We start from the raw sequence: 14,186 nt of genomic DNA, 5'->3' as shown, positions 1-14,186 counted from the left end.
ATGGATTATTCACATTTGAAAATCGGATTATTTATTCCTTGTTACGTAGATCAGTTTTATCCGCAGGTTGGCATTGCAACGCTGGAATTATTGGAAAAACTGGGTTGTAAAGTCGGTTTTCCATTAAATCAGACCTGCTGCGGACAGCCAATGGCAAACTCCGGATTTGAGCATCTGACCAAGGATTGCAACAACTTGTTTTACGATTCATTTGCAGAATTTGACTACGTGGTGTCTCCTTCGGGAAGTTGCGTGCTGCATATCAAAGATCATTTAAAGTTGGAAAACCGCCCGGAAGAGTCCCAAAAGGTTCGCAGGAAAGTCTATGAGCTTATTGAGTTTATTACCGATGTATTGAAAATTGAAGAAATCGCGGCAGACTTTCCGCATCGTGTTGGTTTGCACCAGGGCTGTCATGGGCAGCGCGGACTTCATCTTTCGCAAATGTCGGAACTGAACGCGGCTCCTTATAACAAACCTGAGAATTTGTTAAAGAAAGTGCACGGGCTGGAACTGGTTGACCTTGACAGAAAAGATGAATGCTGCGGTTTTGGCGGGACGTTTTGTGTGAGTGAAGAAGCCGTTTCTGTGAAAATGGGAAAAGACAGGGTTGCTGACCATATCCGTCACAACGCCGAATACATTACGGGATCAGACATGAGCTGTCTGCTTCATTTGGAAGGTATTTTGAAACGAAAAAATTCTGCGGTTCAGGTTAAACACATTGCCGAAATCCTGAACAGTGCTATAAAACAAATACCGGTACCCAATCATTGAGCACCGGCATTTTACAAAGTTTACGGAATCCAGAATCTGAGAAGCCTCAGTCGTTAGTTGATTGAAGAAACGACACGGCTCGTTTTTGTCAAGATATCAAACGTTTGTGAAGACTTCTCTTTTCCGTCCGTAATTTCGAAGGTATAAGTACCGTCCAAAAGCGTCGAAAGATCGAAATATTTCACATAGCTTGCCTCAGCACGTTTGTTTTCTGAAAAAAGAACATTTTTGTCTGTGTCCAGAATACGTACGATTACAGTGTTTGCTTGTGCATTATTATAGGAAACTCGGAATTGCATAGGTTTAACTTGCAGAACGTTCAACTTGTTATTTGTTGACTCAGTTTTGTCCGCAGTTGCGATGGCGGTTTGTGCATTAGAAGTAAATGCTGAACCTGATATAAGCATACCAATCAAGGCAGCTGAAAAGAGAGTGTTTTTGGTTTTCATAGGAGTGAAAATTTAATTGCGTCTAAAAAAAGTTAAATAAAACTTTGATCAGACTCTGATGCCCCGATCAAAAAACTTTGTTGAATCAAAATTACAACATATTGCAATACAGTAAAATAGCTTTTTCTCGATTTGTAAAAAGTTGTTTATTTAACAATTATCAAACTTGGAATAATACAATGAATGTGAAAAGTGCAATTGAGATTCTTTAAAAAATACTATTATCTATTTGTTAACAAACCATGTCGAAAGCTGTAATTGAACATGCCGAGGCCTCAGAGACCTTCAATAAAGACGAATCCTATGTAGACTGGCATGACGAAACCCTGTGGTTCGTGCGCAAAAAGCGGGATATTTCTTCGAAACTGCTGCCTGAATGGGAAGAGCTTCGGGAAACTGCTTCACAGATAAAGCACTATGTGCTTTCTCATATGGACGATCTGCTTGAAACTTTTGAAAAAAACGCAAAAGCTAATGGTGTGCATGTACATTGGGCGGCTGATGCAAAGGAGCATAACGAAATTGTCCTGGCTATTCTGAAGCAACGCAAGGTTGACAAGATGGTTAAAAGCAAGTCGATGCTTACTGAGGAATGTCATATGAATGAATTTCTTTCTCAAAATGGTATCGAGGTTATTGATACCGATCTTGGAGAAAGGATTGTTCAGCTCCGTCAGGAGCCTCCGAGTCATATCGTGTTGCCTGCTATACATTTAAAGAAGAAAGATATTGGCGATCTTTTCCATGAACATTTGGGAACAGATGCCGGAGCGACAGATCCGCAATATCTGACCGAAGCCGCACGTCAGCATTTACGGGATAAGTTTCTTACCCGAAGAGCAGCCCTTACCGGCGTGAATTTCGCGGTTGCCGAAACAGGTGCATTTGTTGTGTGTACCAACGAAGGAAATGCCGATATGGGCGCGCACCTGGCCGACGTACACATCGCCTGCATGGGTTTTGAGAAAATTATTCCGTTGCAGGCACATCTGGGCGTTTTTTTAAGATTGCTTGCCAGAAGTGCAACAGGGCAGCCGATCACTACTTATAGCAGCCATTTCAAGACACCGCGCCAGGGGCAGGAAATGCATTTGGTTATTGTCGATAACGGCAGAAGTACCCAGCTGGGGCGTGCTGATTTCCGCAATTCACTGAAATGTATCCGCTGCGGCGCCTGCATGAATACCTGTCCGGTTTACCGCAGAAGCGGAGGGCATAGTTATCATAATGCAGTGGCTGGTCCAATCGGGTCGATTCTGGCGCCAAACCTGGATATGACCAAAAACGCGGATCTTCCTTTTGCCAGTACACTTTGCGGAAGCTGCTCGAATGTTTGTCCTGTGAAAATTGACATTCATGACCAGCTCTACAAATGGAGACAGGTTTTGGTGCAGGGTGGGCATGTTCCGCAGGCCAAGGAAATCGGGATTAAAGCCATGTCGATGGTGCTTTCCCAGCCACGGTTCTATCAGTGGTCGGGCAGGCTTGGGCGCTCTGTGATGCGAACGCTGCCATTTATGGTAAACAATTCGTTGAACCCCTGGTACAAACAACGCGAAATGCCCGAGCCGCCAAAAGAAAGTTTCAGGGATTGGTACGTCAGAAACCGCAAATAATTTAGGATAAGAAAATCATGAGCTCACGTGAGAAAATTCTTCAGCAGGTTAAGCTGAACAAACCTTCCGAAACTGCGTTACCGCTGCATTATACTTTTGAAAGCGGTTATGAAAATACGGAAGTGAAATTTAAAGAGATTTTACAGGCTATTTATACTGAGGTGATTGTGGTGGGTTCGCTGGATGAACTCAAAGAAAAAGTAGAGGAGATGTACGCAGGTGTTGTCAACAAAGCGACAACCGTTGAGGCTTTATCTTCCTGGGCTGATTTCAGTTTGCAGGTTCAGGATCCTCATGAGCTTGAAATGATTGAAATTGCGATTTTGCAGGCTGAGTTCGGCGTGGCAGAAAATGGTGCGGTATGGATTTCTGATCGTCACTTGCAACATCGGGTTTTGCCTTTCATTACGCAGAATCTTGCTTTTGTTATTCCGAGAAATGCATTGGTCAACAACATGCACGATGCCTACAAAAGGCTTTTGGATACAACAGGCTGGGGCTGCTTTATCGCCGGTCCTTCCAAAACAGCCGACATCGAGCAGTCGCTGGTGATTGGTGCGCATGGAGCCCGGAGCATGGTTATCTTTTTAGTGGAGAATTAGTTATAAAATGTGACCGAGGCTGTTTTCAAGTAAGTATATAAAAAAGTTCGTCTCCCGCTTACTTTCTTATACTTTTGCAGATATTAGTATTTTGCATTTTAGATCCTGGCCGGGTAATCCGGCCAGATATTAAACCTTGAAAGTATGCCGAAAATAATTGTTGCGATTGATGGATATTCAAGCTGTGGGAAAAGCACAACTGCCAAGCAGGTTGCCCAGCAGCTGAATTACGCCTACATAGATACAGGAGCTATGTATCGCGCAGTGACATTATTTTTCCTTCAAAATCATATCTCGATTTCCAATCCGAAAGAAATTCAGAAAGCGTTAAGCGATATCCATATTACATTTCGCCGCCATAAGGAGAAAGGTACCAATGATACCTATCTGAATGGCCTTAATGTGGAAGATGAAATCCGTAAAATGTATGTTTCCGAGCAGGTCAGCACGGTCAGTGCCATTGGAGACGTACGCCATGCACTGGTTGCCCAGCAGCAGCGCATGGGAAAAAGCAAGGGGCTTGTCATGGACGGCCGTGATATTGGTACCGTGGTTTTTCCGCAGGCTGAACTGAAAATATTTATGACCGCCGATCCGATGATCCGTGCGCAACGCCGTCAGCTAGAACTGCTGGCAAAAGGTGAGCTGATCGGTCTGGCGGAAATTGCTGAAAATTTAAAAATGCGTGATCATATCGATACAACCCGCGCCGAAAGTCCGTTAAGACAAGCAGAGGATGCGGTTTATATCGATAACTCCATGATGACGCTTGATGAGCAGGTGGAAATGGTTGTGCGGCTGGCCGATGAACAAATAGGTTTGGTACTTCGTGGTCGTGAAAATAAATAACATTTCATGACAGCAAGCTCTGATAAGTTTTATGATTATCTCATTGTAGGACAAGGTATCGCTGGCACCTCGCTGGCCTGGCATTTACATGAGGCGGGTAAAAAGGTGTTACTGGTCAATGATTCGTCCCTGCCCTCTTCTTCAAAAGTTGCCGCAGGAATTTTTAATCCGTTAACGGGTAAAAAGCTTGTTAAAACCTGGCTGGCAGACGATCTGTTTCCTTATGCCCAGCAATTTTATGGAAGAGTGCAGGAAAAACTCGGTGTAAAAGTTTTGCACCAGGCATCTATTTTCAGGCCATTCCGCTCGATTGAAGAGCAAAATTCATATTTGGCCCAAACCGCAGATGCGGGAATCTCAAAATATATCAGGCCGACTTCGGAGCAGCAAAATATTCCCGAACATGTCCATGCGCCCTTTGGCGGAATGGAAGTAATCCGCTCGGGTTGGGTTGATCTTCCTTTATTACTGGACAAAAGCCGTGACTATTTCGAAAGTATCAGTCAATATATAGAATCCTCCTTCGATGTCGCTGATCTGGTCGTTTCTGAGGAGCGTGTCGGCTGGAAAGATTTTGGCTTTGATAAGGTTATTCTTTGTCAGGGGTTCAATGCAAGGGATAATGACTGGTTTAGCTGGCTTCCGTTTACGCCGGTGAAAGGGCAGATTCTGGAAGTGGATATTCCAGCGGCTGGGGATCAGATCGTAAATCAGGGGATTTTTATTTTACCCATTTCCGGTTCGCGTTGCAGGGTAGGGGCAACTTATTCATGGGACCCCCTGGATTGGGAAACCACGGAAGCGGCGGCGCAGGAGCTGGAAGGTAAACTGAAACCTTTATTGAAAGTGCCGTATACCATTACCGGTCAGCTGGCTGGCATCCGGCCTTCCTCGCACGACCGCAGGCCAATGGTGGGGATCCATCCCGAGCATCCAAGGGTAGGTATTTTTAATGGTCTTGGTACAAAGGGCGTCACACTTGCACCTTTTTTTGCGAACCAGTTTACAGAATATCTTGAAATGGATAAAGAATTGAATGAAACAGTGAATATTAAGAGGTATTTTTCGTTATATTTCCGTTGAAGTAAGCAGCAGAAAAATGAGAATAAAAATTATACACAAGCTAACCCTATCAGGTACTTTTTTTGCGCTTCTTTTTGCGAGCGTGGAAACAACTGCACAACGTTATCCTTCTCAGGAGGTATTCGGAAAAAACCGTGTGCAATACAAAACCTTTAACTGGAAGATTTTCAGAACGACCAATTTTGAGATCTATCACTACCAGGGAGGTACAGCATTGGCCAAGCTTACGGCGCAATATGCTGAAAGTGAGTTTGATAAAATTACAGATGTTTTGGGTTGGACGCCTTACAGCCGCGTGAAAATTTTCCTGTACAATTCCCCTCAGGAACTTGAACAAAGTAATATGGGCTTGTCGACTTTCGAGAATCTTGAAGATAAAAAACTTGATCTGGGCCAGTCTCGTGTAGAGGTTGCTTACACTGGCGATCAGATCGGTTTCAAAAAGAAACTTGTGAAGGACATCAGTTTACTGTTTGTATACGATATGCTCTATGGTGGAAATATGAAGGAAGCGCTTCAAAGCTCGCTTTTACTTACAGTTCCGGAATGGTTTATGTCAGGTGCGGCAGCTTATATTTCGGAAGGCTGGTCACCCGAGCTTAACGATTACATGCGCGATTTTCTGAAAAACCGAAATGTAAGAAAACCGACTTTACTGACTGGAAATGACGCAGCGCTGATTGGCCATTCGATCTGGAATTATATTGCTGAACGCTACGGAAAAGATAAAATTTCCGATATTCTTAACCTGACCCGGATCATCCGCACCGAGCAGACCAGTATTACCAGTACACTGGGTGTTCCTTCTTATAACCGCTTTTTGAGAGACTGGCGCGCTTATTATCTGAACATTAACAAAAAAGCAGAGCAGTTTTACACGGATCCAAAACCAGCCTGGAAATATAAATTAAACGAGCTGACGGCAAATGATGCCAACGCAGCCATTAAAATCTCTCCGGATAAAAAATGGACTGCTGTGAGTGAGATCAAAAACGGACGTTATCGGGTTTATCTTTTCAACAGTGAATCAGGGTCTAAAAAAATAATCCGCCAGGGTAAACTTGATATCATCGGCGGACGAATGAAAACGCAGCCACCGCTTTTAGGCTGGTCAAGAAATAATACGCTCGCGATTCTGGCCTCTGAAAATGGCCGTCAGAATTTTTATCTGTACGAAAATCTGGATTCCAAGAAAATCAAGATAAAATTGAAAAGGAATATCCGCGGACTGGATCAGATCAGCGATATGGATATTTCAACAGATGGAACGATGCTGGTGGTAAGTGCCGACAAGAACGGGCAAAATGATTTATTCCTGGTCAGTGTATCACGTACTTCCCTGATTGCCTTAACCAATGACTTGTACGATGATGTGTCTCCAAGGTTTGTTCAGGGTTCTTCCAGAAAAGTTGTTTTTGCCTCCAACCGCCCGACTGATTCATTAGGCGTTGACAAAGGCAATTTCAAAACACTTTCTGCTGGCTTATCGGTGTTTGAACATGATGGTTCTCCGCGTGCTGAAACGTTGGCAAGATTAACTCCCGCGGATCCCAAGGTGAAAGTAGCACCGGTTTATGCAGATGACAATGATGTTTATTACCTGTCCAATGCAAAAGGTGTAAGCAATGTTTTCAAATACAACAGGGCTTCCAATACGAGCACGCAGGTAACCAATTATATTCAGAGTATCAGAAATGCAGATATCACGCTGAAATCAGGAGGGGCTATTGCCTACACCTATCTTAATGATGGCTACAACACGGCCGCCTTTAAAAATGGTTTTGACGGAAGTGCGTCTTTGGATACGCCATCTTTGCTGAAGGGTGATATTGTTGGTGGTGACGGTGCGAAGCCTGCAGCCGCTGCTGCAAAACCTGATTCGGTGAAAGCGCCCGTGAAAACGGAAGCACCCAAACTGGCTTTAAAAGAGGGTGAGGTTGATACAGATAATTATCAGTTTGATGAAGATGTTTTAAAAACATTTGAATCGCGTCAGAGAAGAGGGACTTTCCCTTCTTCACCTGGTACTTTGAGCAGAACCCGGGCAACCCGCGAAAACATTGCCATCAAAGGTCCTTATAACTACAAAGGGTTATTTATTACCAACGATGCAAGTTCTGACTGGCGCATCGACCCGATCAGGGGGTTTGGCTATGCGCAGTCGATTTCGATGAATGATCTGCTGGAAAATCACGTGATCAAAGCGGGATTGTTTATTTCATCGAATTTCAGAAACAGCGATCTTTTTGCCGAATACAATAATAATGTCCACCGCATTGATTTCGGTGTGCGGGTTGACAGAAAGGCATTGTATATCGATTCGGAAGTTGCACCTCAGAAATACCGTTTTAATCAGGTGATGATTTCAGCGTCTTATCCGTTCTCAACGACGAGCAGATTTACCGTTTCGCCGATGTTTACTTCAACCCGGATGATTGACCTGATTCTGTCAAACCCTGACCTGAAATCGAATTATGGCGGATTGAGAACGGAATTTGTTTTTGACAATACGAGCAAAACCGGCATGAACATGATGCAGGGAACCCGTTTCAAAATACGTTATGACAGCTATCTGGGCTTATCCAACAGCAACGAAAGCTTTAATCGCATCAGTCTGGATTTGAGACATTATCAAAAAATCCACCGTGACCTGATCTTCGCAACACGCGTTGCTATGAGCCATTCGGGAGGTAAAGCTGCCAAACAAAGTGTAATGGGCGGGATGGAAAACTGGATTGGTAACAAAAAGGATTCCCGCACTACGGGTGTAAATGCGTTGGATTTCAGCAAGGACAACAGAGATATTTTCTTCACCGACTTCGCAACCAATCTGCGTGGATTTAACCTGAACCGTATGTCCGGTACGAGTTATATGTTGTTGAATGCCGAGCTTCGTATTCCGCTGATCAAATATCTGTACCGCGGCGCTATTACATCAAGTACATTGCGCAACTTCCAGATCGTAGGCTTTGGTGACATTGGTACAGCATGGACGGGCAAAGGACCGTTCAGCGAAAACAGTAGTTTGAATACAGAAATCATCGGTAGCGTAGAAGAACCATGGAAGGCAACGGTAACCAATTACAAAAATCCATATCTGATGGGTTACGGAATTGGCGCGCGCACCACGGTTTTCGGTATTTATGTGAAATTCGACTACGCCTGGGGTGTTGATAATGGATATACAAACAAACCTATTCCTTATGTAACTTTGGGTTATGATTTTTAAGTAATGGTTGAAAAATAACGAATTTAATAGATTACAAATGGCAGGAGAGTTATTCTCGTGCCATTTTTTTGTCATAGTGCCAAACTTATTCCCTACGATTGATAATGATGACAAGTTTCCAAAGCCGCATTTTATCCTTAATTGCCGTGATTGCATTATTTGGGGTCAGCACCGGTAAGACTTTTGCGCAAAGAGAGGTTTTGTATGAACAGTATTTGCAAAATCCGATGGCTATCAACCCGGCCTTCACCGGTGTCAGAGAAGTATTTAACATGACGGCTATTTTTCGCCGCAAATGGTTTACGATTCAAAATTCTCCAACCAGCCAGACTTTTGCAGCTGACGGTACCTTTGGAAACGGCAAATTCGGGGTTGGTTTTCAGGCCTTGAATGACCAGACAAGTTATTTTACGACCACTGGTTTCTCTGCTTCTTTTGCTTACCATCTGTCCATTTCTGATAAATGGAAACTGGGGTTAGGCGGCCAGGGAGGTATTAACCTGCTTCCGGTTTTTGATGTAGGCTCTTCTTTGAACAGCAACAACAGGGCTTTGGGAAGTGTAGGTATCGGTGCCTGGCTTCGTTCTGAAAATTTTTATGTCGGACTTTCCAAGCCTGAGCTGCTGTCGCAAAGTTTCGGCATGCAGCAGATCTCTTTTTATTATCGCCGCCCTTTATATCTGATGGTGGGCGGCAGTTATGATCTTGCTGACGATGTGAAGCTTTTACCCAATCTGCTCTTTGCACAGGAAAAAGATTACAAACTAAGGTTCGATGTGGGTGGCCGTGTCTGGTTTAATGAAAAGGTAGGAGTTGGAGCAACTTACCATGCCGGCGGCGGGTATTCTTACGGAGGTTCGAATATTAATTATTTACAATTATCGGCCGAAGCGATGGTTGGGCGGAATGTCAGGCTTGGGTATTTTTATAGTACGAAGCAAATCGAGCAATTTAATGCAGTGGGCACCGGACCCAAAGGAATTCACGAACTAATGTTGAAGTTTGTTCCAAACCCGAATGGGTTCCAAAAGTATTGAGACAAACAATACAGGAATATCTACTTTGATGTTTAGTAAAAAGGAGATTTTTTGCGTTTTGTTTACATAAGTCTCGTAACTTTGCGGGGTAAATGAAATAATCACATTTGTGATGGATAAATACACATATATAGCAAATTCCGACGCCGCTTACATAGAGGAATTATACAATTCCTATAAGCAAGATTCAACCTCCGTAGACGAAGGTTGGCAAAAGTTTTTTGAAGGGTTTGATTTTTATCAAAAGTACCCTGCCAACGGCAATGGACATGCCAATGGTACCAGTAATGGAAAGGAGGTAGCATCTGCCGGTAAGGTGGACGCAGCTCAGATCCGAAAGGAAATGGAGGTGGTTCACTTAATTCGTGGATACCGTTCAAGAGGACACTTACTGGCTACCACCAATCCGATCCAGAAGAGAAAAGACCGCAAGCCACAATTGGAACTGAGCGATTTTAATCTTGGAGTTGAGGATCTGGATTCTGTATTTGAAGCAGGCGCCGAAGTTTTTGGACGCCCTGCAACGCTGCGTGAAATTGTAGATTCATTAAAAACGATATATTCAGGAAATATCGGATTTGAATATCTCTATATCCGTGACCGCGAGCAAAAAAACTGGTTGCGGAAAAAAATAGAGAAAGAAGCGCTGAACATGTCTTTCTCTATCGATGAGAAAAAACATATTCTTTCGAAGTTGAATGAGGCGGTTGTTTTCGAAAACTTCCTTCATACCAAATATCTTGGTCAGAAACGTTTCTCGCTGGAAGGTGGAGAAACGACGATACCAGCCCTTGACGCAATGATCAACAAAGCTGCGGAAATGGGTGTGGTTGAGGTTATGATCGGAATGGCTCACCGCGGTCGTCTGAACGTGTTGGCCAATGTGATGCAGAAAACCTACGGACAGATCTTCAATGAATTTGAAGGTAACCTGCCTGATCAGGTTTGGGGGGATGGCGATGTGAAATACCACATGGGTTATGCGAGCCAGATCACTGCTGAAAATGGGAACCAGGTTCATTTGAAACTGGCACCGAACCCGTCTCACCTTGAGGCGGTAAATCCGGTTGTTGAAGGGTATATCCGCGCGCGAGCTGACGGTATGTACGAGTCTGATTATGACCGTGTGCTTCCTGTGGTTATTCACGGAGATGCAGCGGTAGCAGGTCAGGGGATTGTGTATGAAGTGACTCAGATGTCTGGTCTGAACGGATATTACACAGGTGGTACGATCCATTTCGTGATCAATAACCAGGTTGGATTTACAACTGATTTTGTTGATGCACGTTCAAGTATCTACTGTACGGATGTTGCTAAAATCGTTGATGCACCGGTTCTTCACGTAAACGGTGATGATCCTGAGGCGGTTGTATTCTGTATGCGACTGGCAGTTGAATATCGTCAGAAATTCAACAAGGATATCTTCATCGACATGGTTTGCTATCGTCGTCATGGCCATAACGAAGCAGATGAACCTAAGTTTACACAGCCGGTTCTTTACAAATCAATTGAAAATCACCAGAACCCGCGTGAGATCTATCAGAAAACGCTGGCGGATCGTGGTGATGTGGATGCCCAGCTGGCAGCCAATATGGATAAAGAGTTCAAGACCCTGCTTCAGGAGCGTCTTGACATGGTAAAACAAAAAGCATTGCCTTATGTTTTGCCAAAACTTGAACAGGAATGGCATACGCTCAGGAAGTCTACCCCGGTAGATTTTGAAAAATCTCCTGAGACAGGTGTTGCGCTTGAAGTACTTGAAAAAGTTGGAAAGGCCATCATCAATACGCCGGAAGGTTTCCAGAGACTGAAACAAATTGACAAACTTCTGAAAGATCGTGAGCAAATGATTTTTGAGAAGAAGGAAGTAAACTGGGCAACTGCTGAGTTGCTTGCTTACGGTTCAATTTTAACAGAAGGAAATATTGTTCGTTTAAGCGGACAGGATGTTCAGCGTGGTACTTTCTCTCACCGTCATGCGGTTTTGCATGATGTTGAAACGAATTATTCTTACAGTAATTTAGAGCACATTCAGGAAGGACAAGGGCCTTTCATGATCTATAACTCACTATTGTCGGAATACGCCGTGCTTGGTTTCGAGTTCGGATATTCGATGGCAAACCCGAATGCATTGGTTATCTGGGAAGCTCAGTTTGGTGATTTTGCCAATGGTGCGCAGGTAATTATTGACCAGTTTGTTTCTTCAAGTGAAACGAAATGGGATCGCTGGACCGGACTTGTGATGCTTCTTCCGCACGGATACGAAGGCCAGGGCCCGGAACACTCCAATGCGCGTCCGGAACGTTACCTGCAATTGGCAGCGGATTACAACATCATTGTTGCAAACGTGACCACGCCGGCTAACTTCTTCCACTTGATGCGTCGTCAGTTGAAATTCCCGTTCCGTAAGCCTTTGATCGTGATGTCACCGAAGTCGATGTTAAGACATCCGCTTTGCGTATCGCCGCTTGAAGACCTTACGACAGGAACATTTAAGGAGACGATCGGAGACAGTTTTGTTGATCCTAAAAAGGTGACAAAAGTGTTGTTGTGTACAGGTAAACTGTATTATGAATTGTATGAAAGACAGCAAAAGGATAAACGAGATGATGTTGCTATCATTCGTTTGGAACAAATGCATCCTTTCCCGCAAAAACAAATAGACGAACATCTTGCACTTTATGAAAATGCGAAAGTATTTTGGGTGCAGGAAGAGCCTTTTAACATGGGTGGCTGGACTTTCATGCTTCGTATGTACAATGGAAGCAAACCATTGGAAGTAATTGCCCGTCGTTCAAGTGCGTCGCCATCGACAGGATTTGCCAAAATCCATGCACAGGAGCAGGCGGAAATTATTCGCAGGGCATTTGAATAGGTATTCAACTAGTTATAAAAGACATAATTCGTTCATCATATTGCTGATAAAATGGCTGAAATTGAGATAAAAGTACCGCCGGTAGGCGAGTCAATTACTGAGGTTACGATAGGAAACTGGTTCAAGAATGATGGGGATTTTGTGAAATTGGATGAGGTAATTTGCGGATTGGATTCAGATAAAGCAACATTTGAACTGACTGCGGAATCAGAAGGTGTTTTGCATATTAAAGCACAGGAAGGTGATACGCTGAATATCGGAGATCTGATCGCGACGATCGATCCTTCCGGAAACGGTTCGGCTGCTAAGGCTCCGGCTGCTGCGGCAGCACCAGCACCAGCTCCTGAAAAAGTTGAAGAAAAAGCGCCTGCGGCTGCACCCGTTGCATCTGCTCCGGCTGCCGGCAAAATTTATGAAATGAAAGTGCCTGCGGTTGGTGAGTCAATCACAGAGGTAACAATTGCTTCATGGAGCAAAAAAGATGGAGATCACGTTGAACTGGATGAAATTCTTTGTGAGCTTGAATCTGATAAAGCGACTTTCGAACTTCCTTCTGAGGCAGTTGGTACGCTGAAAATTGTAGGTAAAGAAGGTGATACACTGGCAATCGGTGCTGTAATTTGTACGATTGAGGTAGGTGCATCAACTGGCGCTTCGGCACCAGCGGCGGCTCCTGCTCCAACGGCAGCGGCCGAGGCGGATAAAGGATATACAGAAAAGCATACTTCTCCGGTTGCAGCTAAAATTCTGGCAGAAAAAGGAATTGATCCTAAGGATGTCAACGGTTCTGGCTCAGGTGGAAGAATTATGAAGGACGACGCATTGAAAGCCGGTGCTAAACCAGCTGCGGCTCCTGCTCCGGCAGCGAAACCAGCGGCTCCGTCAGCGCCTGCGAAAGCGGCAGCTCCTGGTGAGCGTGGTCAGCGTCGCGAAAAAATGTCTTCACTTCGCAGAACAATCGCAAGACGTCTTGTAGCTGTGAAAAGTGAAACGGCTATGCTTACAACTTTCAATGAAGTTGATATGAAGCCGGTAATGGATCTTCGTAATAAATTCAAAGACAAGTTCAAGGAGAAACATGAGGTTGGTTTGGGCTTTATGTCATTCTTTGTAAAAGCCGTTACGGTTGCTTTGAAAGATTTCCCGGTTGTGAATGCATACATTGACGGCGAGGAATTGGTTTATAACGACTACGCTGATATTTCTATCGCAGTTTCTACGCCTCGCGGTTTGGTAGTTCCTGTGATCAGAAATGCGGAAGATCTTTCTTTCTCAGCCATTGAAAAGGAAATCGTTCGTTTGGCGGTACGTGCCCGTGACGGGAAGTTAGGCCTTGACGAAATGTCTGGCGGAACTTTCACCATCACCAACGGCGGAACTTTTGGTTCTATGCTTTCAACCCCGATTATCAATGCACCTCAGTCTGCGATTTTGGGCATGCATAATATCGTTGAACGCGCTGTGGTAGTAAACGGTGAAATCGTAGTTCGTCCGATTATGTACCTGGCTCTTTCTTATGACCACCGTACAATTGATGGAAAAGATTCAGTGAGCTTCCTGGTTCGGGTAAAACAATTACTTGAAGATCCAATGAGGTTATTACTTGATATGTAATATATTAGGCCCATCTTTCGATGGGCCTTTTTTTATGTCCTCGTAATTTAACCTC

General features: G+C 44.2%; 10 protein-coding genes. 9 read left to right on the top strand and 1 reads right to left on the bottom strand.

The genetic code is table 11. From position 1 onward, the window contains the following. The gene (locus M1L62_RS00830) at positions 1–777 is read left to right on the top strand and encodes a (Fe-S)-binding protein (protein ID WP_254411104.1); all 777 of its coding nucleotides are present in this window, start codon (positions 1–3) and stop codon (positions 775–777) included. A gap of 53 nt (positions 778–830) precedes the next feature. Here the strand turns inward: M1L62_RS00830 and M1L62_RS00825 are convergent, their stop codons facing one another. After that, complete coding sequence (locus M1L62_RS00825; protein ID WP_254411103.1) at positions 831–1,226, bottom strand: hypothetical protein; 396 nt, start codon at positions 1,224–1,226, stop codon at positions 831–833. Positions 1,227–1,468: 242 nt separating this feature from the next. On the opposite strand from M1L62_RS00825, the gene M1L62_RS00820 reads away from it, so the two are divergent. The 8 genes from M1L62_RS00820 (at position 1,469) to odhB (ending at position 14,131) form a co-directional block, all read left to right on the top strand. Beyond that, a complete protein-coding gene (locus tag M1L62_RS00820) occupies positions 1,469–2,842 on the top strand; it encodes a lactate utilization protein B (RefSeq protein WP_254411102.1) in 1,374 nt (457 codons plus the stop codon). Positions 2,843–2,859: 17 nt separating this feature from the next. Beyond that, entirely contained in the window at positions 2,860–3,444 is a 585-nt protein-coding gene (locus M1L62_RS00815) for a LutC/YkgG family protein (RefSeq protein ID WP_254411101.1), read from the top strand. A gap of 144 nt (positions 3,445–3,588) precedes the next feature. Beyond that, entirely contained in the window at positions 3,589–4,293 is a 705-nt protein-coding gene (cmk, locus tag M1L62_RS00810) for a (d)CMP kinase (RefSeq protein WP_254411100.1), read from the top strand. Positions 4,294–4,299: 6 nt separating this feature from the next. Further along, positions 4,300–5,376: an NAD(P)/FAD-dependent oxidoreductase gene (locus M1L62_RS00805; protein WP_254411099.1), complete on the top strand. Its 1,077-nt coding sequence runs from the start codon at positions 4,300–4,302 to the stop codon at positions 5,374–5,376. Between the two features lie 16 nt (positions 5,377–5,392). Further along, the gene (locus M1L62_RS00800; RefSeq protein ID WP_254411098.1) at positions 5,393–8,605 is read left to right on the top strand and encodes a hypothetical protein; all 3,213 of its coding nucleotides are present in this window, start codon (positions 5,393–5,395) and stop codon (positions 8,603–8,605) included. A gap of 146 nt (positions 8,606–8,751) precedes the next feature. Continuing rightward, a complete protein-coding gene (locus tag M1L62_RS00795; protein WP_254411097.1) occupies positions 8,752–9,642 on the top strand; it encodes a PorP/SprF family type IX secretion system membrane protein in 891 nt (296 codons plus the stop codon). A gap of 112 nt (positions 9,643–9,754) precedes the next feature. Further along, a complete protein-coding gene (locus M1L62_RS00790) occupies positions 9,755–12,517 on the top strand; it encodes a 2-oxoglutarate dehydrogenase E1 component (protein ID WP_254411096.1) in 2,763 nt (920 codons plus the stop codon). A 51-nt stretch (positions 12,518–12,568) separates the two neighbouring features. Beyond that, positions 12,569–14,131: a 2-oxoglutarate dehydrogenase complex dihydrolipoyllysine-residue succinyltransferase gene (gene odhB / locus M1L62_RS00785; RefSeq protein ID WP_254411095.1), complete on the top strand. Its 1,563-nt coding sequence runs from the start codon at positions 12,569–12,571 to the stop codon at positions 14,129–14,131. Positions 14,132–14,186: the final 55 nt, after the last annotated feature.

It is taken from the genome of Dyadobacter diqingensis (genome assembly GCF_024220585.1).
Taxonomy (GTDB): Bacteria; Bacteroidota; Bacteroidia; order Cytophagales; family Spirosomataceae; genus Dyadobacter; species Dyadobacter diqingensis.
This window is presented reverse-complemented; position numbering and strand designations above follow the sequence as displayed.

Coding starts and splice junctions, on each gene's coding strand:
- M1L62_RS00830 (WP_254411104.1), top strand. CDS start 1: ATGGATTATTCACATTTGAAAATCGGATTATTTATTCCTTGTTACGTA.
- M1L62_RS00825 (WP_254411103.1), bottom strand. CDS start 1,226: ATGAAAACCAAAAACACTCTCTTTTCAGCTGCCTTGATTGGTATGCTT.
- M1L62_RS00820 (WP_254411102.1), top strand. CDS start 1,469: ATGTCGAAAGCTGTAATTGAACATGCCGAGGCCTCAGAGACCTTCAAT.
- M1L62_RS00815 (WP_254411101.1), top strand. CDS start 2,860: ATGAGCTCACGTGAGAAAATTCTTCAGCAGGTTAAGCTGAACAAACCT.
- cmk (WP_254411100.1), top strand. CDS start 3,589: ATGCCGAAAATAATTGTTGCGATTGATGGATATTCAAGCTGTGGGAAA.
- M1L62_RS00805 (WP_254411099.1), top strand. CDS start 4,300: ATGACAGCAAGCTCTGATAAGTTTTATGATTATCTCATTGTAGGACAA.
- M1L62_RS00800 (WP_254411098.1), top strand. CDS start 5,393: ATGAGAATAAAAATTATACACAAGCTAACCCTATCAGGTACTTTTTTT.
- M1L62_RS00790 (WP_254411096.1), top strand. CDS start 9,755: ATGGATAAATACACATATATAGCAAATTCCGACGCCGCTTACATAGAG.
- odhB (WP_254411095.1), top strand. CDS start 12,569: ATGGCTGAAATTGAGATAAAAGTACCGCCGGTAGGCGAGTCAATTACT.